At 58.9% G+C, this 24,700-nt stretch carries 23 protein-coding genes and 1 pseudogene; 12 read left to right on the top strand and 12 right to left on the bottom strand.

Annotated elements, in window-relative coordinates:
• Positions 1 to 49: 49 nt before the first annotated feature.
• Positions 50 to 1,348 (bottom strand): adenylosuccinate synthase, encoded by a 1,299-nt coding sequence (locus AC07U5_RS04180; protein ID WP_062425131.1) that lies wholly within the window; start codon positions 1,346 to 1,348, stop codon positions 50 to 52.
• A 219-nt stretch (positions 1,349 to 1,567) separates the two neighbouring features.
• Here AC07U5_RS04180 and AC07U5_RS04185 point away from each other — a divergent pair, with 219 nt between their 5' ends.
• A complete protein-coding gene (locus AC07U5_RS04185; RefSeq protein WP_113274146.1) occupies positions 1,568 to 2,455 on the top strand; it encodes a DMT family transporter in 888 nt (295 codons plus the stop codon).
• A 55-nt stretch (positions 2,456 to 2,510) separates the two neighbouring features.
• Here AC07U5_RS04185 and AC07U5_RS04190 read toward each other — a convergent pair whose 3' ends face one another.
• Both AC07U5_RS04190 and AC07U5_RS04195 read right to left on the bottom strand, forming a co-directional pair.
• Positions 2,511 to 2,750 carry a hypothetical protein gene (locus tag AC07U5_RS04190; protein WP_062439919.1) on the bottom strand — a complete coding sequence of 80 codons (240 nt, stop codon included), beginning with the start codon at positions 2,748 to 2,750 and terminating at the stop codon, positions 2,511 to 2,513.
• A gap of 196 nt (positions 2,751 to 2,946) precedes the next feature.
• The gene (locus tag AC07U5_RS04195; protein WP_494722362.1) at positions 2,947 to 3,663 is read right to left on the bottom strand and encodes an SDR family oxidoreductase; all 717 of its coding nucleotides are present in this window, start codon (positions 3,661 to 3,663) and stop codon (positions 2,947 to 2,949) included.
• A 130-nt stretch (positions 3,664 to 3,793) separates the two neighbouring features.
• On the opposite strand from AC07U5_RS04195, the gene AC07U5_RS04200 reads away from it, so the two are divergent.
• Complete coding sequence (locus tag AC07U5_RS04200; RefSeq protein ID WP_494722363.1) at positions 3,794 to 4,726, top strand: LysR family transcriptional regulator; 933 nt, start codon at positions 3,794 to 3,796, stop codon at positions 4,724 to 4,726.
• A 154-nt stretch (positions 4,727 to 4,880) separates the two neighbouring features.
• Positions 4,881 to 5,608: pseudogene (locus tag AC07U5_RS04205) on the top strand (3-keto-5-aminohexanoate cleavage protein).
• Positions 5,609 to 5,706: 98 nt separating this feature from the next.
• Here AC07U5_RS04205 and AC07U5_RS04210 read toward each other — a convergent pair.
• Both AC07U5_RS04210 and AC07U5_RS04215 read right to left on the bottom strand, forming a co-directional pair.
• Complete coding sequence (locus AC07U5_RS04210; protein ID WP_494722364.1) at positions 5,707 to 6,816, bottom strand: coiled-coil domain-containing protein; 1,110 nt, start codon at positions 6,814 to 6,816, stop codon at positions 5,707 to 5,709.
• A gap of 266 nt (positions 6,817 to 7,082) precedes the next feature.
• Entirely contained in the window at positions 7,083 to 7,679 is a 597-nt protein-coding gene (locus AC07U5_RS04215; RefSeq protein ID WP_062425158.1) for a DUF1134 domain-containing protein, read from the bottom strand.
• 335 nt (positions 7,680 to 8,014) lie between these two features.
• Here AC07U5_RS04215 and chpT point away from each other — a divergent pair, with 335 nt between their 5' ends.
• Positions 8,015 to 8,674: a histidine phosphotransferase ChpT gene (gene chpT / locus AC07U5_RS04220; protein ID WP_062425125.1), complete on the top strand. Its 660-nt coding sequence runs from the start codon at positions 8,015 to 8,017 to the stop codon at positions 8,672 to 8,674.
• A gap of 114 nt (positions 8,675 to 8,788) precedes the next feature.
• On the opposite strand, the gene AC07U5_RS04225 is transcribed toward chpT, so the two are convergent.
• A complete protein-coding gene (locus AC07U5_RS04225; protein ID WP_494722365.1) occupies positions 8,789 to 9,286 on the bottom strand; it encodes a GNAT family N-acetyltransferase in 498 nt (165 codons plus the stop codon).
• 104 nt (positions 9,287 to 9,390) lie between these two features.
• On the bottom strand, positions 9,391 to 10,095 hold the full coding sequence (gene ctrA, locus AC07U5_RS04230; protein WP_062425123.1) for a response regulator transcription factor CtrA: 705 nt from the start codon (positions 10,093 to 10,095) through the stop codon (positions 9,391 to 9,393).
• A 445-nt stretch (positions 10,096 to 10,540) separates the two neighbouring features.
• On the opposite strand from ctrA, the gene AC07U5_RS04235 reads away from it, so the two are divergent.
• Positions 10,541 to 10,891 carry a flagellar export protein FliJ gene (locus tag AC07U5_RS04235; protein WP_062425122.1) on the top strand — a complete coding sequence of 117 codons (351 nt, stop codon included), beginning with the start codon at positions 10,541 to 10,543 and terminating at the stop codon, positions 10,889 to 10,891.
• 306 nt (positions 10,892 to 11,197) lie between these two features.
• On the opposite strand, the gene sciP is transcribed toward AC07U5_RS04235, so the two are convergent.
• The gene (sciP, locus tag AC07U5_RS04240) at positions 11,198 to 11,473 is read right to left on the bottom strand and encodes a CtrA inhibitor SciP (RefSeq protein WP_062426213.1); all 276 of its coding nucleotides are present in this window, start codon (positions 11,471 to 11,473) and stop codon (positions 11,198 to 11,200) included.
• A gap of 356 nt (positions 11,474 to 11,829) precedes the next feature.
• Positions 11,830 to 12,606 (bottom strand): 3'(2'),5'-bisphosphate nucleotidase CysQ, encoded by a 777-nt coding sequence (cysQ, locus tag AC07U5_RS04245; protein ID WP_494722366.1) that lies wholly within the window; start codon positions 12,604 to 12,606, stop codon positions 11,830 to 11,832.
• Between the two features lie 375 nt (positions 12,607 to 12,981).
• Here cysQ and AC07U5_RS04250 point away from each other — a divergent pair, with 375 nt between their 5' ends.
• From AC07U5_RS04250 to AC07U5_RS04280, 7 genes are all read left to right on the top strand, one after another.
• The gene (locus tag AC07U5_RS04250) at positions 12,982 to 13,884 is read left to right on the top strand and encodes a branched-chain amino acid ABC transporter permease (RefSeq protein ID WP_062426214.1); all 903 of its coding nucleotides are present in this window, start codon (positions 12,982 to 12,984) and stop codon (positions 13,882 to 13,884) included.
• Between the two features lie 4 nt (positions 13,885 to 13,888).
• Positions 13,889 to 15,283, top strand: coding sequence for a high-affinity branched-chain amino acid ABC transporter permease LivM (livM, locus tag AC07U5_RS04255; protein ID WP_111850344.1), 1,395 nt, complete (start codon positions 13,889 to 13,891; stop codon positions 15,281 to 15,283).
• Complete coding sequence (locus AC07U5_RS04260) at positions 15,283 to 16,149, top strand: ABC transporter ATP-binding protein (protein WP_113176403.1); 867 nt, start codon at positions 15,283 to 15,285, stop codon at positions 16,147 to 16,149. The genes livM and AC07U5_RS04260 overlap by 1 nt, the downstream gene beginning before the upstream one ends.
• Complete coding sequence (locus AC07U5_RS04265; RefSeq protein WP_427928722.1) at positions 16,149 to 16,874, top strand: ABC transporter ATP-binding protein; 726 nt, start codon at positions 16,149 to 16,151, stop codon at positions 16,872 to 16,874. The genes AC07U5_RS04260 and AC07U5_RS04265 overlap by 1 nt, the downstream gene beginning before the upstream one ends.
• Positions 16,875 to 17,127: 253 nt before the next feature.
• Positions 17,128 to 17,481 carry a DUF6867 family protein gene (locus AC07U5_RS04270; RefSeq protein WP_062426612.1) on the top strand — a complete coding sequence of 118 codons (354 nt, stop codon included), beginning with the start codon at positions 17,128 to 17,130 and terminating at the stop codon, positions 17,479 to 17,481.
• A 116-nt stretch (positions 17,482 to 17,597) separates the two neighbouring features.
• On the top strand, positions 17,598 to 18,716 hold the full coding sequence (locus AC07U5_RS04275) for a branched-chain amino acid ABC transporter substrate-binding protein (protein ID WP_062426218.1): 1,119 nt from the start codon (positions 17,598 to 17,600) through the stop codon (positions 18,714 to 18,716).
• A gap of 259 nt (positions 18,717 to 18,975) precedes the next feature.
• Positions 18,976 to 19,212: a hypothetical protein gene (locus AC07U5_RS04280; RefSeq protein ID WP_312807734.1), complete on the top strand. Its 237-nt coding sequence runs from the start codon at positions 18,976 to 18,978 to the stop codon at positions 19,210 to 19,212.
• Positions 19,213 to 19,451: 239 nt separating this feature from the next.
• Here the strand turns inward: AC07U5_RS04280 and AC07U5_RS04285 are convergent, their stop codons facing one another.
• The 3 genes from AC07U5_RS04285 to AC07U5_RS04295 form a co-directional block, all read right to left on the bottom strand.
• On the bottom strand, positions 19,452 to 19,985 hold the full coding sequence (locus AC07U5_RS04285) for an AAA family ATPase (protein ID WP_494722367.1): 534 nt from the start codon (positions 19,983 to 19,985) through the stop codon (positions 19,452 to 19,454).
• 250 nt (positions 19,986 to 20,235) lie between these two features.
• Positions 20,236 to 21,147, bottom strand: coding sequence for a response regulator transcription factor (locus AC07U5_RS04290; protein WP_111850347.1), 912 nt, complete (start codon positions 21,145 to 21,147; stop codon positions 20,236 to 20,238).
• On the bottom strand, positions 21,144 to 24,539 hold the full coding sequence (locus AC07U5_RS04295; protein ID WP_494722368.1) for a hybrid sensor histidine kinase/response regulator: 3,396 nt from the start codon (positions 24,537 to 24,539) through the stop codon (positions 21,144 to 21,146). The genes AC07U5_RS04290 and AC07U5_RS04295 overlap by 4 nt, the downstream gene beginning before the upstream one ends.
• Positions 24,540 to 24,700 lie beyond the last annotated feature (161 nt).

Consider the following 24,700-nt stretch of genomic DNA (forward strand, 5'->3'; position numbering starts at 1 on the left):
GGCAACACGCTGACCCGAAATGGTTTATGAAGTTTGATCGCCGAGGACATTAGTCCTCAAACGGGTCAGTCACAAGTATGGTGTCGTCACGCTCCGGGCTGGTGGACAGCAGTGCCACGGGCGCGCCGATCAGTTCCTCGACCTGACGCACATATTTGATCGCCTGGGCCGGCAGGTCCGCCCACTTGCGGGCACCGACGGTCGATTCCTTCCAGCCCTCAAGCGTGATGTAGATCGGCTCGACGCGGGCCTGTGCGCCCTGGCTTGCCGGAAGGTGATCGATTTCCTGGCCGTCGAGTTTGTAGCCGACGCAGATTTTCAGTTCGTCCAGGCCGTCGAGAACATCGAGCTTGGTGAGCGCAATGCCGGTGATGCCGTTGGTGGCAACCGACTGGCGCACCAATGCCGCATCGAACCAGCCGCAGCGGCGCTTGCGGCCCGTAACGGTGCCGAATTCATGACCTTTCTCGCCCAAGAACTGGCCGATCTCGTCGTGCAGTTCGGTCGGGAAGGGGCCTTCGCCAACGCGCGTCGTATAGGCCTTGGTGATGCCCAGAATATAGCCGAGCGAACCCGGGCCCATGCCGGAACCGGCAGCTGCCTGACCCGCCACCGTGTTGGACGACGTCACATAGGGATAGGTGCCGTGATCGATATCGAGAAGCGAACCTTGCGCGCCTTCGAACAGGATGCGCGCACCGGCGCGGCGCTTCTTGTCGAGCAGCAGCCAGACGGTTTCGCTGAAGGGAAGAATGCGATCGGCAATCGATGTCAGCTCTTCCATGATCGTTTCATGCGCAACTTCGGCAGCGCCGAAACCGCGACGAAGGGCATTGTGGTGGGTCAGAATGCGGTCGACCTTGGCCGACAGCGCTTCGCGGTCTTCGAGATCCATGACGCGGATGGCGCGACGGCCGACCTTGTCTTCATAGGCAGGACCGATGCCGCGGCGGGTGGTGCCGATCTTGGTGCCGCTGTTGGAGGCGGCGTCTTCGCGCATGCCGTCCAGTTCGCGGTGCAGAGACAGGATGAGCGTGGCATTGTCGGCGATGCGCAGGTTTTCAGCCGTCACCTTGACGCCCTGGGCTTCCAGACGGCCCATTTCCGCAATCAGCGCGTGAGGATCGACCACCACGCCATTGCCGATGACGGCAAGCTTGCCGGGACGAACGACGCCGGAAGGGAGCAGGGACAGCTTGTAGCTGACGCCATCAATGACAAGCGTATGACCGGCATTGTGCCCACCCTGATAGCGCACGACCACGTCGGCGCGCTCGGAGAGCCAGTCAACAATCTTACCCTTGCCTTCGTCGCCCCACTGCGAGCCGACCACGACTACATTCGTCATTTCTTGCTTTCCTGCTCATGGCGCCGGGGCGCCCCTACCTTAAACCCGCAAATCTATACTGCGTTGTTTTGCGGAAAGCGACCCTGTTTATGCAGCGGAATTTTGCTTTTGTAGGATAATTGTGCCCATCCTATGGCTGAAAAGCGTGCAACTGCCCTTGCGAAGCCGTGAGGGCGAGTGCAGAAATCGGGCACGTCTTTGAATGAAAGTTCTGTGCCCGTGCCCTCCAGAGCCTATCTCGTCCTCACCATTGCCGCATTGTGCTGGGGCGGCAATGCCGTCGCGGGCAAGCTTGCGGTGGGCCATATCAGCCCGATGGTGCTGACCTTTCTGCGCTGGGTCGTTGCAGTGGCGATCATTGTCGCGATCTCCTTGCCGCAACTGGCCCGCGACTGGCCGGTGGTCAAGAAGCGGCTGCCCTATTTCTTCATCCTCGGTACGGTTGGATACACCTGTTTCAACGCCGCCCTCTACTCGGCGCTGAAATACACAACCGCGATCAATGCCGCGGTGATCCAGGCTGTCATTCCGGCGGTGATCTTCATCTTCAACTTCGCGCTCTTTCGCACCAAGGTGCTCGCCGTCCAGATCATCGGCTTCATGCTGACCATCTGCGGGGTTGCGCTTCTCGCCTCCCGCGGCGATCTGATGTCGCTCGTGCGGCTAGAGTTCAATCCAGGCGATGCGATCATGCTGCTCGCCGTGCTCGCCTATGCGATCTACACCGTGATCCTGCGCTGGAAGCCGGCGGTGGACTGGCGCACGCTGATGGCCATTCCAGCGACGGCCGCTCTTCTGACCTCCATACCGCTGATGGGATGGGAAGTCTTGAGCGATCAGGCGATCTGGCCCGAAGCGAAGGGTTGGGCGATCGTTCTCTATACCGCACTCTTCCCGTCCCTCGTGGCGCAAATCTCTTTCATCAAGGGCGTGGAAGAGATCGGTCCGAACCGCGCGGGGCTCTTCATCAACCTCATTCCGGTTTTCGGCACGTTTCTATCGGTGATGATCATCGGCGAGACGCTGCATCTCTATCAGATCATCGCCCTTTTGCTCGCACTTGGCGGCATTGCGGTGGCCGAACGAAAAAAGCCGCCTGTCGTGTAGGCACAAGGGCGCAACGACGGGCGGCAGTCGGTCATGAATCTCTTGGATATTTGGTTCAGCGCAGCTTTTCGAACTGGTCGAAGCGCTGGAAGTAGAAGTCGAGCGAGGCGATCGCGGCCTTGCGCTCGATGTCCACTTGCTCGCCCTGTGTGATCGACGGGGCCGATGCAATGAGGTTGCGCTCGATCTTGGCAAAGCTTCTGGCGAGACCGCCGGGGCCTGCCGCATCGGCGTGGCTTGCGATGGATGCGATAACGATGCCGCACAGTGCGGCTGCGAAAAGCTTCTTCAACATGTCTAACCCCGTTTCGTGGCCGGCTTGCCCGCCGGTTTCTTTTGCGCTTCGGTTACCGGGCCGGTTTTTCTTTCGTTGTCCGGCCTCTGTTGAAGACGACATTACGAGGCAAAATTTTCGGGGCGTTTAAATCGATCGGTACAATTTTATCGGTCTTTATTTTTAATGCCGCTCATCGCATTTTTTTCGGCGATCCTCACCAGGGGACGCCACGCCCTTCCCGGTCGAGATAGCGAAGACCTGGCTTTCCCTGCTGCGCGAGAAGCGTGGTAACGATCTGTGGTACGGTCTCTTCCATGCCGAGGGGCGCATCGGGGCCGCCGAGTCCGGTGCGGATCCAGCCTGGCGCCATCAGCACCAGGGCGCGAGAATCATGAGCATGGCGAGCCGCGTAGCTGCGCATATATTGGTTCAGCGCAGCCTTGGAGCCGCGATAGACCTCATGACCGCCATTCCTGTTGTTGGAAATGCTGCCCTGCCCGGATGACATGACGCCGATCAGACCAGCCGGCGTCACGCAATCCTGCAAGCCTTCAACCACCCGCATGGGGCTAAGCGCATTCGTGACCATCACGCGGATGAACTCATCGGTCGACACCTCCGAGATGGTCTCATCCTGATTGGTGTTCGCCGTACCAGCGTTCACGAACAGGATGTCGATCTGTTTCTCTGCCAGCCGATCACGCAACGCGGCGATCTGCTCCGGCTCTGTGACGTCGAGCTGTTCGATTTCAACACGGCCTGGATGTGCATCGGCAAGGTCGTGCAACAAGGTTCGATCAGGTCCACGCACCGTTCCGATCACATTCCAGCCGTGCCCCAAAAATTCCGCCGTCATTGCATGGCCAAGTCCCCGCGATGCGCCGACGATGAGAGTGGTTTTGTTGGTTTCGTTTGCATGGTTTGAGGTCATGATCTCGCCTTTCCTTTTGATGTCGGACGCCATCATCCTCCTCGCAGATGAAATGCGCCAGACGCACAGGATGCAAACTATTATTGCACAAGACGCTATGCATCTGTCGGGTATCGGATAGAGTGTTGCGATGGACACCATCGACCTCAATCTTTTGCCGGCACTGGATGCGCTTTTGACTGAAGGCAGTGTAACGGCGGCGGCGCGGCGGCTGGGCCTGAGTTCATCCGCCATGAGCCGGACGCTTGCCCGATTGCGTGCCGCGACCGGCGATCCTCTGCTCGTGAGGGCAGGTCGTGGGCTGGTGCCAACGCCACGCGCCATCGCGCTGCGTGAGCGCGTTCATGTGCTGGCGCGCGATGTGCGCGCCGTTCTGAGCCCGCAGGACGGCACTCTTGATCTAGCCACTCTGGAGCGGACCTTCACGATCCGGGCCAATGAAGGTTTCATCGCCTTGTTTTCCGCTCCCCTGGTCGCCGCGGTGGTTGCGATCGCTCCCCATGCGCGCCTGCGCTTTGCGCCGAAGCCGGTTAAAGAGGCGGGACCGCTCCGGGACGGAACGATCGATCTGGAGATCGGAGTGCTGGGCGACTTTGCGCCCGAGGTTCGAACGCATCTTCTCTTTCGCGACCGCTTTGTCGGCGTTGTCCGACAGGGGCATCCGCTGCTCTCAGCACCGGTGACGCCTGAGCGGTATGCCGCCGCCCGGCATGTCGTCGTGTCCCGGCGCGGGCAATTCACCGGGCCGGTCGATGACGCTCTTGAAACGCTCGGCCTTACCCGCGAAATCGTGGCCGTGGTGCCCGGCTTCCCCGATGCCTTGCGGATTGCGCGCCAGTCCGATCTCGTCGCGCTGGTCACGCAATCCTGCCTGTCCGATCCATGGTTCGAAGAGGGGTTGGTCAGCTTCCCGCTACCGGTGGAAACGCCGGAGATCGCCGTCGTGGCGCTTTGGCATCCCCGCATGGAAGCCGATCCCGCGCATCGCTGGCTGCGCGAGACAGTCATTGGCGTATGCCGGTCCTCCGCGCCGTTGTCGAAACCGGAGGACAATGGCCGCTAGAGCGCCGTGCCTCCTATTGGACGCACAAGGGATGCTCTATCGTCTTTAATCCAGGCATCGCTCATTCCGAAAATCGATTCCGATTTTTGGGCCGATGCTGCCGGCAAAATCTGGGAAGCCACGTCCGCCACAACAAAAGCGACAGGAAGCTCACATGATCGTCCAAGCCTGCATCAACGGAGCCCGTCCCGCCGGTTACCATCCGAATTTGCCCCTGACGGTCGACGCCATGGTCCGAGATGGTGTTGCCTCGATCGAGGCGGGTGCGGCCGAACTGCACATCCACCCGCGCGATGATGCTGGCCGGGAGAGCCTTGCGGCCGTCGATGACACGATCCGTGCCATGCGCAACGCATGCCCAGGCACGCTGATCGGCGTTTCCACGGGCGCATAGATCGAAGCGGATGCAGCAACCACGCGGGCACGCATCGCGGCCTGGCGTGAGCGGCCCGATTATGCGTCGGTCAATCTCTCCGAACCGGATGCTCCCGCGGTGATGGCGCTTCTCGACAGGATCGGGGTCGGCATCGAAGCCGGTCTGGCGACGATTGCCGACGCGGAGCGGCTCGTCTCATTGCCGGACCGTCCGCCCCTGTTCCGGGTGCTAATCGAAATCGAAGAACAGGATGTCAACAAACCGACGAGATCGCCGATGGCATTGCGCAGGTGCTGGCCAACGCCGGGCTGTCCCGGCCGATCCTGCTGCACGGCTTCGATGCGACCGTCTGGCATTTCGTGCGACGCGCGCGCGAGCGGCGCTGGTCGACGCGGGTCGGACTGGAAGACGGCCTGTCAAGGCCGGATGGGACCCTGTCCAGCGGGAATGCCGATCTGGTCGCCGCGGCTGTGGCAATATTCGCGCCAAACCGATGGGTCAGCTGATCCTTCACGCCGTGTATCGTTGCGCGTGGCTGAGGCTAAACTTATCCCCGAGAGCGCCGATGCTGGCGCTTGCCCCCGCTACAGCGTGAGCATTCTTCTCATGATGACCCGGCGCGGCGCGCCATCAACTCGCTGGCACGGTTGGCAAGGCTTTGGCGGTTACCTGCGCTTTCGGCATTGGCGATGAGAGCGGGAATGGGGGAGCTTTCGCCTTCCTGCGCGGCAGTGAGCGCGATCATGCGTGCGGCAATCTGGCTGATCTCGTTGCGGATCGCCTCATCATGGGTGTCGCCCTTGATGTTCAATAGCCGCTCCGTCAGCGCCGTGCCCTGATTGCGGATATCCTCGATTTCGCGCGAAAGCCGTTCCGGCGTTTCCGCAGAGGTTTCAGACTGAATGAGCGGAAGAGGGGCGGTGCTCAGCGCGTCCTTGCTCGCATCATTGCCGCTCATGCGCTCTTTCAGGCGGGCGATTTCCTGGGCGCGACGCTCCAGTAGCATTTCGCTATCGGCATTGCGCGCCATTTCCTTGGCAAGCTGATCTTCAAGCCGCGCAATCTTGCGGCTTTCCCGGTTCATATGCTGGGCGGTCTCGCGCGCTTTTGCGGCGGCGTCTTCCAGCTGGCGGGTGATGTCCTCGCGCTCCTTGCGCCAGGAACTCGCCTTGCTTTTGCCCTGCTCCACTTCCAGATCGCGGGCCGACAGCGCGATCTTGAGATCGTCCAGTTCGCGGGAAATGGCGCTGACGCGCTTGGTCAGATTGGAGATTTCCTGGGTGCGGGCAATCGCCGTTTCTTCAGCGTCGTTGAGCTTGGTCGTTAGCCGGGCGACGGCGTCCTCGTGACGGCGGGCCTTGGCGCGCAGGTCGCCTGCCTCCAGCGTCATCTGCTCGAGCTGCAGTTTCAGCTCGCGGGTTTCGGCGAGAAGCCGTCCGGCATCGCCCTGGGCCGCCTCGTTCTTGAACTTCAGCGCCAGAGCCTTTTCCCGCTCGGAATCCAGTTCCTGACGGGTGCGGGCATTTTCCGCGGCATACAGCGCACGCGCCATGTCCTTTTGCGCACGCACCTCCTGCGGGCTCATCGGCATCGTCGCACGCAGTCGCTTTTCGGTATAGGACACGATGCGCCGGTGGATCGCAGGGGCAATCAATGAAACCAGCAAAATTGCGCAGAGAAAACCAAGGCCGAAAATAAGGGCGTACTCAATCACGCGTGGTCGTCTCCACAGGAAGCGCCATGGGTCGATGACCCAAAATGGCAGCTCATTTCATCGTCGCGGCGAAGACTGTCATGGCAATCTTGCGCCAGGCGGTCATCGCCTTACACGCTAAAGCGCCGTGTGTCCTATTGGACGCACAAAGGACGCTTTACCTTTTTGAAGCTACGCATCGTGCTTTCCGAAAATCGATTCCGATTTTCGGGCCGATGCTGTAGTCGCGTTAGAGGACTTTACTGCAAAAGTGAGCGGCTGACGAATCAGAAAGGATTCCAGGTCGGCTGCGGGGTGAGCTTCAGATAGCCGACATTGATGCCAAGGCGCGCGCCGATGCCGGTACGGATCGGGGCGATGGTGACGTCGCTGTTCTTCAAAACCGTCATGCCAACGCCGGCGACGATGAAGGCCGAGCCGCTGACGCCGCCATAACGACGATAGAGCGCGTTGACGGAGGGCAGGTTGTAGACGAGCATCATGGCGCGCGTGCCCTGGCCGCCGTAATCGAGACCGAGCGATGGACCCTGCCAGAAGACCGGATGCTGACCGGCATTCTTCGTATACAGCGTACCTTCGCCATAGGTGAGGCCTGCGACAAAGGCGCCGGAGCCTTCCTGGCCCAGAATGTAGCCGTTCGGCAGACCATATTGCTGGAATGCGCGTTCCACGACCTTCGCAAGGCCGCCCGTCGTCTCGCCGAAGAAGCCGTGACCGGCATCGACAATTTCCTGGATTGTGTATTGATCGCTGCTTTGTGCCGATGCCTGCGCAGCCGACAAAGACAGGCTCGCGAGCATCACGAAAATCTTTACCAGCCCGAGGCGTGCGATGGTGCGGAGTTGGTTAAGTCGCATCGTCAGTTCCGTCCGTCTGTTTGTTACCATTGCCGTGTTAAGACATTTGGCATTTTGAGACCATGATATTAACAATCGGTTTACCAAATATGGTGTCATTATGGCTTAGAGCGTTTCCTTGCTAAATGGAATCGGTCCGGCGAAGCACGTTTTCGACAGGACATATTGTATTTAACAAGGAAAAGCTCATGAGAGCGCCTCGCGTCCTTTCGGACGCCCTTGGGGCGCTCCAACAGTTTGAGGTGACGCGTCGTGCTTTTCCGAAAATCGGTTCCGATTTCCGGGCCAATGCTGAAGCAATTTTTATAGGGTCCGCGCTCCATCCGCGCAGGAGAAAATCTATGACATCAAAATTCAATATCTCGCTCTCCGGCCCGGATCTGGCGGCACTTCTGTGCAGCCGCGTCTGCCACGACGTCATTTCGCCGGTCGGAGCCATCAATAATGGTCTTGAACTTCTCGACGAAGGCGGCACCGATGCCGATGCGCTGGACCTTATTCGCACCTCGGCGCTGAATGCTTCCGTAAGACTGAAGTTTGCACGCCTTGCCTTCGGTGCTTCCGGCTCGGCCGGTGCGTCGATCGACACGGGCGAAGCGGAGAAGGCCGCCAAGGATTTTGCCGCTGCGGAAAAGAAGGTGGAAGTGACCTGGTCCGGTCCGCGCGCCATCGTCGCCAAGAACCGCGTCAAGCTGCTGCTGAACCTCTTCCTTGTTGCCTATGGCGCGATCCCGCGCGGCGGCAATGCGGATATCGTGCTGGAAAACCCCGAAGGCGATGCCCGCTTCGAAATCACCGTCAAGGGCCGCATGATGCGCGTGCCCGCGAAATTTGCAGCCCTGGCCGAAGGCACGGAAGAAGAGGCGATCGACGCCCATTCCGTCCAGCCTTACTACACGCTGCTTCTGGCGGAGGAAGCCGGCATGAAGATCGAGTACAAGATTCATGAGGACCGCGTGGTCTTCACGGCCTCCATGGCCGGGGCTGCCGAAGCGGCCTGATTCTGATGTGGGCTGCCGTGAGGTGGCCCATTTTTTTCATGCCGAGTGAAATGTGGGGGTGGCTTAAAAGCTGTTGCCCCCGTCACTGACAGTGCGATTCGCTTGGCTAGGTCTTCAAAGACGCTTCACCATCACCTCGTTGGCATAGGATTGCTCGCCGATCCGGAACGTAGTCTGGCCGTCGCGCGTAAAACCGAGACGTTCATAGAAGGCGATGGCGTCTTGATTCTCGCTGTTGACCGCGAGCCACACGCCGTCACGTCCGCGTTCCGCGCTTAGCCTGAAAGCTTCATCGAGAAGCCGTCTACCGATGCCTTTTCCCTTGTGTCGCGGCTGAACATAGAGCGTTGCGATTTCTGTTTCCGAGATAGGGGCGGGGCTTTCGAGCGTGACGCGCACGAAGCCGTCTATGCCGTCGCTATTGTCGGAGACGAGAACGATCTCGTTTTCATCATCGATGAAGGCTTCGAATATCTGCGTGGTGAAGGTCGAGAGGGCGTAATCGGCAAAGAATTTCGACACGCCGTTCCTGAGATAGGTGCCGATCCAGACTTCAATGGAAAGTGCTGCAAGGCTGGAGGCGTCGTCTATTGAGGCTTCGCGAATCGCCATAGCATCTTCCGTCCTGTGGCCGCGTCATCGGAAAAACAAAACCCGCCGTTTGCGCGGCGGGTTTGTCATGACAATCATGCTTGGGAGGCATGTTCAGGCGATAATCAGGCGGTCTCGAGATATTCGGTGTTGCTGTCCGGCTCGCGCAGCACGTAGCCGCGGCCCCAGACGGTTTCGATGTAGTTCGCGCCGCCTGCTGCGTTTGCGAGCTTCTTGCGCAGCTTGCAGATGAACACGTCGATGATCTTCAGTTCAGGCTCGTCCATACCGCCGTAAAGGTGGTTGAGGAACATTTCCTTGGTGAGCGTGGTACCCTTGCGGAGCGACAGAAGCTCCAGCATCTGGTATTCCTTGCCCGTCAGGTGAACGCGCTGGCCGCCGACTTCAACAGTCTTGGCATCCAGGTTAACGATCAGTTCGCCGGTGGCGATGACCGACTGGGCGTGACCCTTGGAGCGGCGCACGATGGCGTGAATGCGGGCAACCAGCTCGTCCTTGTGGAACGGCTTGGTCATGTAATCGTCGGCGCCGAAGCCGAGACCGCGCACCTTGTCTTCGATACCAGCCATGCCCGACAGAATGAGGATCGGTGTCTTGACCTTCGAGAGACGGAGCGTTCTCAAGACCTCGTAACCGGACATATCCGGGAGGTTGAGATCGAGAAGGATAATATCGTAATCGTAGAGCTTTCCAAGGTCCACGCCTTCCTCACCGAGGTCGGTCGTATAGACGTTGAAACTTTCTGACTTCAACATCAGCTCAATGCTCTGAGCCGTTGCGCTGTCGTCTTCAATAAGTAGAACCCGCATAATTATCCCCTTTGCCGCCCGCGGTTGGTAAATCAATGCCTTTGCGCGATGCGGATCCAGACGTTGCCTGATTTGCAGGCTGCCACCAAATGGTTAACAAATTCTTCTCTCCTTTGGCAAGGTATGCAGAATTTATTAAATAATTCGGGCACTCTGCTGTTTTTCAACGTGAATCCCTCATCGCCAAACATGAACCAATAGATGAGGAAAGCCCCCTAAGTGATTCAATCGACTCTTGCATTGTCGTGCCCAGTGGTTTTTTGGGCTTGGCATTTACCGACCCTTAAATGATCTCCCTTATCATTAACGATGCCCGTAAATGAAAAGTTAACAGCGCAGTTTTTTTATTAATGGCGGGTAACTTTTAAGAATCATTCCGGCACAGCCGGAGTGGCGGGTTGGTTCCTGTTTGAACCGGGGTCTCGCTATCCACGGAGTATTGAGTATGAAGTCGCGTGACAGCCTAGTTCGCCTGAAGGAATTTCAGGTCAACGAAAAACGTCGTCAGTTGCAGCAGCTGCAGTCGATGATGTCCGAATTCGAACGGATGGCCAAGGAGTTGGTCCATCAGATCTCGCTGGAAGAAAGCAAGTCCGGGATCAGCGATCCCAGCCACTTCGCCTATCCGACGTTTGCCAAAGCTGCGCGCCAACGTGCCGACAACCTTCAGGTCTCCATTCGCGAGTTGAAGATGCAGCAGGAAGCCGCGGAAGCCTCTCTGGAAGAAGTGCAGGCCGAGTATGATAAGGCCGCAGCACTGGAAAACCGCGATACGGCGGTGCGCGCCCGCGCTTGACGCTTTTGCGTTAACGCGAGTGCTTTGATCCTGACGTCATTGACGGCGGCCAGCTGATCAGGAGGCTGCTTTCAATGACGCTGTGTCATTTTTGTAGATGACAGTCCGCCTGGCGAAAGCCGGGCGGATTTTTTTATGGGTTACTGACCGATCGGATTGAGGGCAGGGGAGAAATCCCCACCACTTGCCATTAAGACAGTGCGAAGTCCAAAAACAAAAAAGCGCCACGCCGTCCCGGATGAGCGGGATGGGGTGACGCCGTATCTGGCAAGGCTGGACGCAACCAATGCGCCCAAGCCTAAACTCTTAGTGGCGGTATTGCTGAATGCGCGTGGTGCGCAGGCCGGCGAGGCCATGATCTGCAATCGACGACTGCCAGGACAGGAATTCTTCCACTGTCAGCGTATAGCGCTCACAGGCTTCCTCCAGGCTGAGAAGACCCCCGCGCACGGCGGCGACGACTTCGGCCTTTCGGCGGATAACCCAGCGACGGGTGTCGGCTGGTGGCAGATCGGCAATCGTCAAGGGGCTGCCATCGGGACCGATGACATATTTAACTCGCGGGCGTATCATTTCGGTCATTGGACACTCTACACAAACTCAAGACCATATGCTGGGCACTTTAGGGGCGTACCTTTAAAAAATACCTAAGCGTGCAGAGATAATTTATTAACAATTTGAATGATTTCGCTGCGTTTGTTCGTGCTTCGCGGCACATAGGCGCAAAATGAGCGCTTTACCGCTCACGGAATTGTCGAAAATTTTTTCGCCGGAAACGAAATTTGGGAGAGGTTGCAAGGGGCGCGCGGATGGGCGGCTGGGGCTTCTACGGGTTACGTCGCAGGCCCGCACCCAGCTCTTCGCATGGCATTGGATTGCATCTTTGGAGCGCCGGGTCGCTCGGGAAGGAGAGACTCCTGCGACCACACGGGAGGCTCTTATCGCGGGGGAGCGCCCCAGGCGATGAAGTCGGGGTTGGCCAGCATGTCGTCATTGCTCTGGTCGATTTCGTAGCGCAGCGGCAGGCCCGCCATATCGAGCGTGATGCCGCCGGCAGCCCTGAGCACCGCGTCGCCTGCGGCGGTGTCCCACATCATGGTGCGGCTGAAGCGCGGGTAAACGTCGGCCGCGCCTTCCGCCAGCATGCAGAATTTCAGCGAAGAGCCAATGGAGATGCTGTCGATCAGGCCGTTTTCGGCAACGAAGGCTTCGGTCTTCGGCGTGCAGTGGGAGCGACTGATGACGGCAACCGGCATGGGCGGTTTGGCACGGCAGCGAATGGAGTGGTTTGACACCGGCTCGAATTCGCCTGAGATGAAGAGCTTGCGCGCCGTCTCCTTTTCGCCGGTCCATGCCACGCCAAGGGCCGGCGCATAGACGACGCCGAGTACAGGCGTGCCATCGCGGATCAGCGCGATATTGACGGTAAAATCCTGCTTGTCGGAAATGAATTCCTTGGTACCATCCAGGGGATCGACGAGGAAAAAGTCGCTTTTGATCTCGGGGATATGGCCGCTGGCGGCGGCTTCTTCGGCGACGACGGGGATATCGGGATAGTGGCGCGCCAGAGAGGAGAGGATGATGTCTTCGGCGCGTTGATCTGCCTCGGTCACGGGAGAACAGTCATTCTTGTAGGTGACCTGCGGACCTGCGGCATGAACCGCCATGATTTCCCTACCAGCACTCAAAGCTGCGGCGATCAGACTTTCCAGCATTTCCATTCCTTCAGAACCAGCAAGCCCACAGCCCTTCTGCTGCAAGGCTTTCTGTCATCACGAGAAGCGATCCGGTGAAGGTTGGTTACGCCTGAAGAGAGCGATGGTCAAATATATCTATTTATAAACAAAGTGGTTGTCTTCGGCGCTTAAAATTTCGGGCCTTGTTGCCGCTTTCATCATCTTTTTGATGCCGATTGCAGCAATCGGTGGGTCAACATTAAATTTTGTGCATATTTCCACCTTTTTAGCTTCACATTTTTAACGAACGCGATATGGGTTTGGGTCAAGAGGGACCAAAACAGCAATGAGAGCCCTCAGGAAGCAACATAAACGAGGCGCGTTCCAACTTGAGGACGTGCCCGGGGGAAAAATATGGAGTATTTTATCCAGCAGCTCATCAACGGGCTGACTCTTGGATCGATCTACGGCCTCATCGCTATTGGCTACACGATGGTCTACGGTATCATCGGCATGATCAACTTCGCTCACGGCGATATTTTCATGCTTGGCGGCTTTGCCGCGCTGATCGTCTTTCTCATTCTCACATCCTTCATCGCAGGCATTCCGGTCGCCATTCTTCTGTTGGTGATGATGGTCGTTGCCATGCTGGTGACGGGCCTGTGGAACTGGGCAATCGAGCGCGTCGCCTATCGTCCGCTGCGCGGCTCGTTCCGCCTTGCGCCGCTGATCACGGCGATCGGCATGTCGATCGTGCTGTCGAACTTCATCCAGGTGACGCAGGGTCCGCGCAACAAGCCGATCCCGCCCATGGTCACCGAGACGTATCATTTCGGCGCAATCACCATTTCGCTGAAGCAGCTTCTCATCGTGGCCATCACCTCGGTGCTGCTGTTCGCCTTCTGGTACATCGTCAACAAGACGCCGCTTGGCCGTGCACAGCGCGCCACCGAGCAGGATCGCAAGATGGCGGCGCTGCTTGGCGTCGACGTCGACCGGACCATTTCGGTGACCTTCGTCATGGGTGCAGCGCTCGCCGCCGTCGCCGGTACGATGTATCTGATGTATTACGGCGTGGCCTCTTTCAATGACGGCTTCATACCCGGCGTCAAGGCTTTCACGGCTGCGGTTCTGGGCGGTATCGGCTCGCTTCCGGGTGCCGTTCTCGGCGGTCTTCTGATCGGCCTTATCGAGTCGCTCTGGTCGGCCTATTTCTCCATCGCCTACAAGGACGTGGCCGCCTTCGGTATCCTGGCTTTCGTGCTGATATTCAAACCGACTGGCATTCTGGGCCGTCCGGAAGTCGAGAAGGTTTAAGCACATGGCAAACATTCCTTCTGACAACACCGCCGAGCAGGACGTCATGGCAAGAGCGGTGAAGGAAGCCATTATTGCTGGCTTCGTTTCCCTCGGCATGTTCCTGCTCTATGTGGGCATCGTCACCTATCAGGATATCAACAACCAGCTGGTCTGGGGCACACGTTGGGGTCTCCTGGCGATCTTCGTCGCCGTCGCCGCCATCGGTCGCTTCGTCGTGGTCGGCGTCATCGAGCCGCATCTCGACCGCCGCAAGCTTGCCAAATCCAAGGCTGGCATTCTGGAAATTTCTGAGGAAAAGAACTTTTTCCACAAGCATTTCCTGAAAATCGCGCTGGTGTTCCTGCTGCTCTATCCGATGGTTGCCGTCTATTTCCGAGGCGCTCAGGGCTCGCTGATCTTCGTCGACAATTTTGGTATCCAGATCCTCATCTATGTGATGCTCGCCTGGGGTCTGAACATCGTCGTCGGTCTGGCGGGTCTGCTCGATCTCGGTTATGTCGCCTTCTATGCCGTCGGCGCCTATTCCTACGCGCTGTTGTCCAGCTATTTCGGCCTGTCCTTCTGGGTGCTTCTGCCGCTTGCCGGGATTCTCGCCGCTTTCTGGGGAATCATTCTCGGCTTCCCGGTGCTGCGTCTGCGCGGCGACTATCTCGCCATCGTCACACTTGCCTTTGGTGAGATCATCCGGCTTGTGCTGTTGAACTGGACGGATGTGACCCGAGGCACATTCGGTATTTCCGGAATTGCCAAGGCTTCGGTCTTTGGTATCTGGTCTTTCGATGTTGGTGCGCCGAACAATTTTGCCAAGGCTTTCGGCCTGCCGATGTCGTCGGGTTACTACAAGATCTTCCTCTTCTACGTGATCCTGCTTCTGTGCATGCTGACGGCCTATGTCACCATCAAGCTGCGCCGCATGCCGATCGGTCGTGCCTGGGAAGCGCTGCGTGAAGATGAGATCGCCTGCCGTTCGCTCGGCATCGATACGGTCAAGACCAAGCTCACCGCCTTTGCAACAGGTGCGATGTTTGGTGGCTTTGCGGGGTCCTTCTTTGCCGCACGTCAGGGCTTCGTGTCTCCGGAAAGCTTCGTCTTCCTGGAATCGGCCGTCATCCTCGCCATCGTCGTTCTTGGTGGCATGGGCTCGCTGACCGGTATTGCGATTGCTGCCGTCGTCATGGTTGGCGGTACGGAACTGCTGCGTGAGATGGAATTCCTCAAGCACGTCTTCGGTCCGGACTTCACGCCAGAGCTTTACCGCATGCTGCTCTTCGGCCTTGCCATGGTTATCGTCATGCTGTTCAAGCCCCGCGGTTTTGTCGGCTCGCGTGAACCCACGGCCTTCCTGAAGAAACGAAAGTCTGTCTCCGGCAGCTTCACCAAGGAAGGTCACGGCTGATGGCTTCCGGAAACACTGTGATGAACAAGAATACCATCCTGAAGGTCGAACATCTGTCGATGCGCTTTGGCGGGTTGATGGCGATCAACGACCTTTCCTTCGATGTGAAGCGCGGCGATATCACCGCGCTGATCGGTCCGAACGGGGCCGGCAAGACCACCGTGTTCAACTGCATCACCGGCTTCTACAAGCCGACGATGGGCATGATCACCATGGTGCGCAGCAATGGCGAGGAGCATCTGCTCGAGCGTCTGCCGGACTTCGAAGTGACCAAGAAGGCCAAGGTTGCCCGTACCTTCCAGAATATCCGCCTGTTTTCAGGCCTCACGGTTCTGGAAAACCTGCTGGTTGCGCAACACAACAGGCTGATGAAGGCCTCCGGCTACACCATCCTCGGCCTGCTCGGGCTTCCGGCCTATACGCATGCGGCCGAAGCATCGGTCGAAAAGGCCAAATACTGGCTGGAGAAGGCCGATCTCATTGATCGTGCCGACGATCCGGCGGGCGATCTTTCCTACGGCGCGCAGCGCCGTCTGGAAATTGCGCGCGCCATGTGCACCGAGCCTGAGCTTCTGTGCCTAGACGAACCGGCCGCCGGTCTCAACCCGAAGGAGTCGCTTGCGCTCAACGCCCTCCTGCGCGGCATTCGCGACGAGGGAACCTCGCTGCTTCTGATCGAACATGACATGTCGGTCGTCATGGAAATCTCCGACCACGTCGTGGTGCTCGAATATGGGCAGAAGATTTCTGACGGTACGCCCGATCATGTGAAGAACGATCCCAAGGTCATTGCCGCCTATCTTGGTGTCGAGGACGATGAAGTGGAAGAAGTGATTGCAGAAGAACTTGACGGGAGAGCAGTCTGATGTCTGACACTCTTCTGAAAATTGAAGGCGTTGAAACCTATTACGGCAATATCCGCGCTCTGGCTGGCGTGGATGTGGAAGTGAAAAAGGGTGAGATCGTCTCCTTGATCGGCGCCAACGGTGCCGGCAAGTCGACCCTGATGATGACGATCTGCGGCGCGCCTCAGGCACGCAATGGCGAAGTCATTTTCGACGGCGAGGATATCACCCGCCTGCCGACGCATATGATTGCCCGCAAGCGCATCGCCCAGTCGCCTGAAGGCCGCCGAATTTTTCCGCGCATGTCGGTGCTGGAAAATCTGCAGATGGGCGCCAATCTCGACAACCTCAAATACTTCAAGGAAGATGTCGAGAAGGTCTTCACCATGTTCCCGCGCTTGAAGGAGCGCCAGAGCCAGCGTGGCGGCACGCTTTCGGGTGGCGAGCAGCAGATGCTCTCCATCGGTCGCGCGCTGATGTCGCGTCCGAAACTTCTGCTCCTCGACGAGCCGTCTCTCGGCCTGGCTCCTTTGATCGTCAAAGGCATTTTCGAGGCGATCAAGAAGCTCAACCAGGAAGAGGGGCTGACTGTCTTCCTCGTGGAGCAGAACGCTTTCGCGGCCCTGAAGCTTTCCGACCGCGCCTATGTGATGGTCAATGGCAAGGTGACGATGAGCGGTTCTGGCAAGGAGCTTCTCGCCAATCCGGAAGTGCGTGCAGCCTATCTCGAAGGCGGCCGCCACTGACGATGAGAGGGTGCGGGGGTCGTCGATCCCCGTCCTTTGACAAGGCGCAAAAGTTTTTATGATTTTGTGCCGCTGCCCATGAAAAAATGCTTGCTTTCGAAGGCGTTGGGCGCAAATCTGCTGAGAGCCTGTCAGACTGCATAGCCGGTTTGGCGGATCAAAAACAAACAATAAAGCTTGCCGGAAAACGGTCAAGCGAAACAGAAAACAGGATCGTTTGCTTCTCGTGGCGGTGGTGCTGATTGGGGAAAAGATGCAGGGCCTTTTTTTCGAAACCGATAGTGGCGTTCGCTATATCTTGCGTGGCCTCGTCGTTCTTCTCGGCTTCTGGACTGCCTGGCGTACAGGCAAGTCGGTTGCCGATGGCTGGGGTCAATATCCGCAGGTGGTGATTTACGCTCTGCTTCTGGGCTGCGTCATGCGCTTTTTGCATTACGCGCTCTTTGCCGGTCCGTTGTTGAACGGCTTCTACTACCTGATCGATGTCGCGGTTCTCCTGGCCTTCGCAACGGCCGGCTTCCGCATCCGTCGGACCAGCCAGATGGTCGATAACTACTACTGGCTCTACGACCGGACATCGGCATTTTCCTATAAGAAGAAACATTGACAGACGGGTTTTTCTGAAATCAGAATTCCCTCCTGAGAGGAACAGCCTGGACAGTTAATTTGGGTGCTGGACAGGTCGAGAAAACCAACCCAATCAAAGGAACTGGGAGTAATATAATGAAGAAGTCTCTTCTTTCCGCAGTTGCGCTGACCGCAATGGTCGCGTTCAGCGGTTCGGCATGGGCCGATGTCCTGATCGGCGTCGGTGGTCCGTTGACTGGCCCTAACGCTGCTTTCGGCGCTCAGCTCCAGAAGGGTGCAGAGCAGGCCGCAGCGGACATCAATGCTGCTGGCGGTATCAACGGCGAGAAGATCAAGATCGTTCTCGGCGACGACGTGTCCGACCCTAAACAGGGCATCTCGGTTGCCAACAAGTTCGCAGCCGATGGCGTGAAGTTCGTCGTCGGCCACTTCAACTCCGGCGTTTCCATCCCGGCATCTGAGGTCTATGCTGAAAACGGCATTCTCGAGGTCACGCCTGCTGCGACCAACCCGGTCTTCACCGAGCGCGGCCTGTGGAACACCTTCCGTACCTGCGGTCGTGACGACCAGCAGGGCGGCATCGCCGGCAAGTACCTCGCGGACCACTTCAAGGATGCCAAGGTCGCCATCATTCATGACAAGACCCCTTATGGTCAGGGCCTTGCCGATGAGACCAAGAAGGCTGCCAACGCCGCTGGCGTGAAGGAAGTCATCTATGAAGGCGTCAATGTCGGCGACAAGGACTTCTCCGCCCTGATCGCCAAGATGAAGGAAGCTGGCGTTTCCGTTGTTTACTGGGGCGGCCTCCACACCGAAGCCGGCCTGATCATCCGTCAGGCAAAGGACCAGGGCCTCAAGGCCACGCTCGTTTCCGGTGACGGTATCGTTTCGAACGAACTGGCTTCGATTGCTGGCGACGCCGTTGAAGGCACGCTGAACACCTTCGGTCCTGATCCGACCCTGCGTCCGGACAACAAGGACCTGGTTGCGAAGTTCAAGGCTGCAGGCTTCAATCCTGAAGCTTACACGCTCTACTCCTACGCCGCCGTTCAGGTGATTGCCGAAGGTGCAAAGGCTGCCGGTTCTCTCGACGCTGAAGCCGTCGCTGCAGCGCTGAAGAAGGGCACCTTCAAGACCGTTCTCGGCGATATCTCCTTCGACGAAAAGGGCGACCCGAAGCTTCCTGGCTACGTCATGTACGAGTGGAAGAAGGGCCCGGACGGCAAGTACAGCTACTTCCAGCAGGGCATGTAATCTGCTGTCTGGATTTGAGATTGATGGAGCCCGGCAGCGATGCCGGGCTTTTTCCGTTCTTTGGCTCCCGGTAGTATCGGCCTCCGGCGGCAAGCTCAGTCTTCTATCAAGCATCCTGCTGTCGTTCCCGGCGGAGAGAGGACAGAGTGAGACTCCCCTTTGAGCATGTTCGATCACGATAAATTAGAAAAATGTGATGATGGGCGGAACCGGCTGCGACGCGCCACGTTTCCCGCAGCCTCAATTCAGGAGTTCATGAATGAAAAAGCTTGTTGTTTCCGCAGTGCTCGCCGCCGCGTCGTTTTTCTCGGTCACCGCATCGTCCTACGCCGAGACCGTCACCGTGACGACGTCGCAGCGCGTCATGCGTGAGCCCGTCCGTGAAGAATACCGCCCGCGCCACTACCGCCACGCCCCGCGCGATTGCTTCGTCAAGAAGGAACGCATCCGCCGCCACGGTGAGATCATCGTCCGCAAGACGCGCGTTTGCCGCTAATCTCAGCGCTTGGTCTCCCTTCCGATGGTGTCGGAGGGGAGGGCAGGTGTGATGCTGTAGTGTATGGCGGACGGAGTTCCGCCTTTTTTGCATTGTGGGGAATGTAAGCCGTGGCTACCCCCCTCTGTCCTGCCGGACATTTTCCCCTCAAGGGGGGAGATCGGCATGAGGCGCCGACGCAGTTTAGCGTCGACGTTCGCGATTTTTGCTTCGTATCGGTTTAAGCGGGCCTGTCTTTCTCATTTGTCTTGAAGCAGGTTCAGCATGAATTCCACTCGCTCATCAACGCGCGTCTTCGGCAGGATGGCGACGTCATATCCCAGATTTTCGTAATCGCGGCAGAGCCGCTCATACTCGTCTACGGCGTCCTCGAAGCCGTGGCGGCGTTCGTTGTCGGTTGCGTAGATTTCGGGCCACGGGGGTGTGAGGAAGACCCGATTGTCGTAACGAAACTCACTACGCAGTTTCTCATACCAGCGGTCGTCTCCCAGATGGCGAAGCGCGGAGGCGGCGTCGATCAGGCTACGGTCAAAGATCGAAATGCCTGATGTGTCGCGGGCGGCTGCGTAGTCCTGTTCCGCCATCGCAAGTGCTTGCTCCAGGAAGGCTTTAAGATCGAGCCAGGGGAAGGCCGTGCCTCCCGTTTTCAGCTGTTGTGCGACGACGCGTCGGCCCGGTTCTTCGACCGTGGCGAACCCGTGTTTTGAAAGGTTTGAGAGGAGCGTGGATTTGCCGCCGCCGGAGCAGCCGGAGAGGATGACGAGTTTGGCCATGGGTTTATCCTTACAGCATCAGCCCGAAAATCGACCTCGATTTTCGGAAAGCAGGATGCATCAATTCAAAAAGGTGAAGCGTCCTTTGTGCGTTCAATAGGACCACGGCGTCTTAATGGATGAGATGGTGCAGCCCCGTCGTGATCAAGCGACAATGGCGCAATGGAGCGTGACACTGTGGAGCGCGCGAGGGCTCGCAGATCGGGTGTTACTTATCGGGCAGGCGGCGGAGACAGACGGCTCGCGAATCTCAGCTATCGTGCAGCACATTCGCCGCTTTCACTGCGGCAGAGGCGCGGTTTTCGACGCCGAGTTTGACGTAGATCTGCTCCAGATGCTTGTTCACCGTGCGGGCCGAGAGGCCGAGGATTTCGCCGATATCGCGGTTGGATTTGCCCTTGGCGATCCAGACCAGCACTTCCGATTCCCGCGTCGTCAACGAGAAGCGGTCCCGCAGCAAAGCGTCGCCGGATTTGTCGTTGGTGGTGGTGAGGCGGAAGAGATATTCGTCGGCGCCGACGGCACCCAGAAACGTAAATTGCAGCGAAGGCCGATCCGACTGCGTGATCACCAGCGGCATGTCACGGGATGCCTGCTTCTCCATCCATTCGCCAATGGTGCGCGAGACGATATCGAGGCCATCATTGCTGCCGGTTGCGGCGTTGATGAGGCGCGTTGCCTGTGGCGTGGACCAGAGGATCGTGCCATCGGCGCGCACGGCCAGAAGGTGGCGGCCGGCGGCATCCAGCGCGACGCGCGCGCTTTGGGCCGAGCGGGCATTGGAGAGGTGAACCCGAAGCCTGGCGCGCAGCTCGTCGATATTGATCGGCTTGCTCAGATAATCCACGCCGCCGCATTCCAGCGCGCGCACCACATGCTCGGTTTCGGTCAGCCCGGTCATGAAGATCACCGGCACCTGCGCCACGGCGGCGTTCGCCTTCAGCCGCAGGCAGGTTTCGAAGCCATCCAGGCCCGGCATGACGGCATCGAGCAGCACGAGATCGGGCGTCACGCGCTCGACGATGTTGAGGGCTGCCTGTCCAGAGGTTGCGATCAGCACCGAGAAGCCGGACTGTTCCAGCGCCTCGGTCAAAAAGCCAAGCGCTTCCGGGCTGTCATCGACCAGAAGAACGATATCGCGGGGCTGCAACGATCGGTTCATCCGTGTCCGTCCTTTCTGTGGAAAGCCTGGAGATAATCGGCATAGCCGGCGAGGTCAAAAGCGCGCACGAAGCGGCGGGCTTCTTCGGTGAAGGCGAGGTTCTCAGGTTCAGCCGCAAGGCTATCAAGCTTGGCTTCGATGCCACGAATATAGCCTATTTCGCCAAGTGCAATCAGATCCTGCAAATGCGCCGGTGCCGGTGCCTGTATTGCGCCGGGCTTTGCATGACTTTGGGCTAATGAGACTGGGGGCAGATCGGTATCGTAAACCCATTGCAGACCGAGATGGACGGCCAGCCGGTCGCAGAGCTTGCGGATATCCACGGGCTTTGCCAGCGTGTCATTATGGCCATCGGTCCCAGCGCCGATGATGGCCGTATCGCCGATATTGGCAGAGAGCATGAGGATGGGTGCCGTTTGGCCTGCGTCGCGCAGCCTGTCCACCAGTTGCCAGCCGCTCATCCCCGGCATGGAGATATCGATGAGGAAGGCGTCCGGCTGCATCGCCTCGATCAGCGCCAGGCAGTCCGGCCCGCTTTGCGCCGTTAGCACGACGAAATCGAAGGGCGACAGAACCTCCATCATCAGGTCGCGGTGATCCTCATTGTCATCGACAACGACGATGGTGCGGCGTGGACCGGCATAGGAAACGATCTTCTTTTCCGGTGCGAGTGCCGTGCTGGGACGATCGACGGAGGAGAGCATCAGCCGCACCCGGAAGGTCGAGCCGACATCCTTTTCGCTCTCCACCGAGATCTCGCCGCCGAGCGTGTTGGTCAGAAGCTGCGTGATGGTGAGGCCAAGACCAAGCCCAGGCATCGGCTTGATGCTTTCGGCTTCGCCGCGCTGGAACGGCTCGTAGATGCGGGCCAGATCCTTTTGCGCAATACCGCGCCCGGTATCGGTGACGGTGAAAGTTGCGACCTGGCTGCGATAGGTCACGTCGAAGCTGACAGTGCCTTCGTCGGTGAACTTGATGGCGTTGGAGAGCAGGTTGACGAGGATCTGGCGCAGGCGTTTTTCGTCGCTGCGCACATATTGCGGCAGGCCTCGTGCCCGTTCATGACGGAAGGTCAGCCCCTTGGCCTGCGCCTGCGGGCGGAACATGTCGATGATCTGGTCGAGGAAATCCTGAATGTTGATTTCGCTGGACTGCACCTGCAGGCGTCCCGCCTCGATCTTGGAGATATCCAAGAGACCGTCGATCAGGCCGGAGAGGTGATCGGCAGAGCGGCGGATGACCTTGATGGCGGACTGGCGTGGCGCGGGGATGGTTTCGTCGCGCTCGAGGATCTGAGCGTAGCCAAGCACGGCGTTGAGCGGCGTGCGCAATTCGTGGCTGAGCCCCACCACATAGCGGCTCTTGGCGCGGTTGGCAGCCTCGGCGGTTTCCTTGGCGTTTTGCAAGGCGGCGTCGGTCTTCTGGTGGGCGGCGATTTCCTTAAGCAGCAGCGTGTTCTGGCGAGAGGATTCCTCCTCCGCCACGACGCGGCTGTCATGGGCTAGCACCAGGAACCAGCAGACGATGCCGGCAATGACGGCAAAGACGAAGAAGACGATCAGGATGGTGCGGTTGACGACATCCGCCGTCGCTGGCGTGCCGGTGCCGACCTGATGGGCGATCAGCCCCAGAATGCCGCCAATGGCGGCCACGGCGAGTATCGAGAAGATGGCGTAGCGGCCTAGCCGGGTCGACAGCTTGGCGACGAGCTGTTCCGGCAGGAAGGTCTTCGCCACCTGGGCGGTCTGATAATTTAGTCGCGCCTTTGGCTTGCACATATCGTGGCAGCGGCTGTCCAGCGAGCAGCAGAGCGAACAGATTGGACCGGCATAGGCGGGGCACCAGGCCATGTCTTCCGGCTCGAAAGGATGCTCGCAGATGGAGCAGGTGATGCTGGAAAGCTCCTTCCACTTCTGGCGCGGCTTACGGGCCAGGTAGAATTTTCCCTTCGTGCCCCAGGCGATCAGCGGTGAGGCGATGAAGGCGACGATGAGGGTGATATAGGGCGCCAGCGATGCGGCAAGCGTGCCGAACAGACCGAAATGGGCGCTGAGTGCGATCGTTGCGGAGAGCGCCATGGCGCCGACGCCAACGGGATTGATATCGTAGAGATGGGCGCGCTTGAACTCGATGCCGGGTGGGGCAAGGCCGAGCGGCTTGTTGATGAAGAGATCGGCCGAGATGGTGCAAAGCCACGCCATGGCGACGATGGAGAAGATGCCGAGCGTTTCTTCCAGCAGCCGATAGATGCCAAGCTCCATCAGAAGGAGCGCAATCGCCACGTTGAAGACCAGCCAGACGACGCGGCCCGGATGGCTGTGGGTGAGCCGCGAGAAGAAATTCGACCAGGCGAGCGAGCCTGCATAGGCATTCATCACGTTGATCTTCAACTGGGACACGACGACGAAGGCCACCATCAGGATCAGCGCGGCATTGTGGTTCGGGATCATGTAGCCGAAGGCGGTCAGATACATCTGCGAGGGGTCGGCGGCACGATCCACCGGCACGCCGGAGGACAGCGTCAGCACCACCAGGAAGGAGCCCGCCAGAAGCTTGGGAACGCCGACCAGAACCCATCCGGCACCAGCGAGGAAAACGCCGAACTTGTGGCGCCACTTGCTCTGACCTTCGGCCGGCAGGAAGCGCAGGAAGTCCACCTGTTCGCCGATCTGTGACATCAGCGCCAGGATGACGGCGGAGGCCGCACCGAATTCGATGAGGTTGAAAGAGGCGACTTCACCGGGCTCCGCGGAGGCATGGTGAATGCCGGAAAAGGCGAGCCAGAGATCGAACTTCTGCCAGTCCATCAGGGCGATGAAGATGAAGGGCAGAACGTTGAGGACGATCCAGAAGGGCTGCGTCAGGATCTGGAACTTGCTGATGAGCCGCACGCCATGGGTGACGAGCGGAATGACCATGACGGACGAGATGATGTAGCCGATCCACAGCGGGATGCCGAGCGCCAATTCCAGCGCGCCGGACATGATCGACGCCTCGATGGCAAAGAGCATGAAGGTGAAGGCGGCGTAGATCAGCGAGGTGATGGTGGACCCGATATAGCCGAAGCTTGCACCGCGCGTCAGAAGGTCGATATCGACGCCATGGCGGATGGCGTAGCGGCTGATCGGCAGGCCGACCAGCAGCATGGCGATCGCAGCAGCAACGATGGCGAAAAAGGCGTTGGTCGTGCCGTAGGAGAGGGTGATGGCGCCGCCAATGGCTTCCAGGGCCAGAAAGGAGATCGCGCCGATGGCGGTGTGAGAAATGCGGCTCGAGGAGAATTGCCGGGCGCTCTTGGCGGTAAATCGCAGCGCGTAATCTTCCAGCGTCTGGTTCGCGACCCAGCGGTTATATTCGCGTCTGACGGGGATGATGCGTTGCCGTGCGGCCATGCCAGTGTTCCACAGCCTCCACTAGAGCTTGGTGTCCGTATCTCTCTCCGGCGTCATGGTCGGGCTTGACCCGACCATCCACCAGCGGATGGAAACCTGGATCCTCGGGTCAAGCCCGAGGATGACGAGCGCGCCGCGGTCGTTGAGTCCACGTTGCCCGC

It is taken from the genome of Agrobacterium sp. GW821-FHT02D03 (assembly GCF_059421725.1).

Bases quoted from the DNA above. Each gene is read 5' to 3' on its own strand.
- AC07U5_RS04180 (WP_062425131.1), bottom strand. From the start codon at position 1,348: ATGACGAATGTAGTCGTGGTCGGCTCGCAGTGGGGCGACGAAGGCAAG.
- AC07U5_RS04190 (WP_062439919.1), bottom strand. From the start codon at position 2,750: ATGTTGAAGAAGCTTTTCGCAGCCGCACTGTGCGGCATCGTTATCGCA.
- AC07U5_RS04195 (WP_494722362.1), bottom strand. From the start codon at position 3,663: ATGACCTCAAACCATGCAAACGAAACCAACAAAACCACTCTCATCGTC.
- AC07U5_RS04200 (WP_494722363.1), top strand. From the start codon at position 3,794: ATGGACACCATCGACCTCAATCTTTTGCCGGCACTGGATGCGCTTTTG.
- chpT (WP_062425125.1), top strand. From the start codon at position 8,015: ATGACATCAAAATTCAATATCTCGCTCTCCGGCCCGGATCTGGCGGCA.
- AC07U5_RS04225 (WP_494722365.1), bottom strand. From the start codon at position 9,286: ATGGCGATTCGCGAAGCCTCAATAGACGACGCCTCCAGCCTTGCAGCA.
- ctrA (WP_062425123.1), bottom strand. From the start codon at position 10,095: ATGCGGGTTCTACTTATTGAAGACGACAGCGCAACGGCTCAGAGCATT.
- AC07U5_RS04235 (WP_062425122.1), top strand. From the start codon at position 10,541: ATGAAGTCGCGTGACAGCCTAGTTCGCCTGAAGGAATTTCAGGTCAAC.
- sciP (WP_062426213.1), bottom strand. From the start codon at position 11,473: ATGACCGAAATGATACGCCCGCGAGTTAAATATGTCATCGGTCCCGAT.
- cysQ (WP_494722366.1), bottom strand. From the start codon at position 12,606: ATGCTGGAAAGTCTGATCGCCGCAGCTTTGAGTGCTGGTAGGGAAATC.
- AC07U5_RS04250 (WP_062426214.1), top strand. From the start codon at position 12,982: ATGGAGTATTTTATCCAGCAGCTCATCAACGGGCTGACTCTTGGATCG.
- livM (WP_111850344.1), top strand. From the start codon at position 13,889: ATGGCAAACATTCCTTCTGACAACACCGCCGAGCAGGACGTCATGGCA.
- AC07U5_RS04260 (WP_113176403.1), top strand. From the start codon at position 15,283: ATGGCTTCCGGAAACACTGTGATGAACAAGAATACCATCCTGAAGGTC.
- AC07U5_RS04265 (WP_427928722.1), top strand. From the start codon at position 16,149: ATGTCTGACACTCTTCTGAAAATTGAAGGCGTTGAAACCTATTACGGC.
- AC07U5_RS04270 (WP_062426612.1), top strand. From the start codon at position 17,128: ATGCAGGGCCTTTTTTTCGAAACCGATAGTGGCGTTCGCTATATCTTG.
- AC07U5_RS04275 (WP_062426218.1), top strand. From the start codon at position 17,598: ATGAAGAAGTCTCTTCTTTCCGCAGTTGCGCTGACCGCAATGGTCGCG.
- AC07U5_RS04280 (WP_312807734.1), top strand. From the start codon at position 18,976: ATGAAAAAGCTTGTTGTTTCCGCAGTGCTCGCCGCCGCGTCGTTTTTC.
- AC07U5_RS04285 (WP_494722367.1), bottom strand. From the start codon at position 19,985: ATGGCCAAACTCGTCATCCTCTCCGGCTGCTCCGGCGGCGGCAAATCC.
- AC07U5_RS04290 (WP_111850347.1), bottom strand. From the start codon at position 21,147: ATGAACCGATCGTTGCAGCCCCGCGATATCGTTCTTCTGGTCGATGAC.
- AC07U5_RS04295 (WP_494722368.1), bottom strand. From the start codon at position 24,539: ATGGCCGCACGGCAACGCATCATCCCCGTCAGACGCGAATATAACCGC.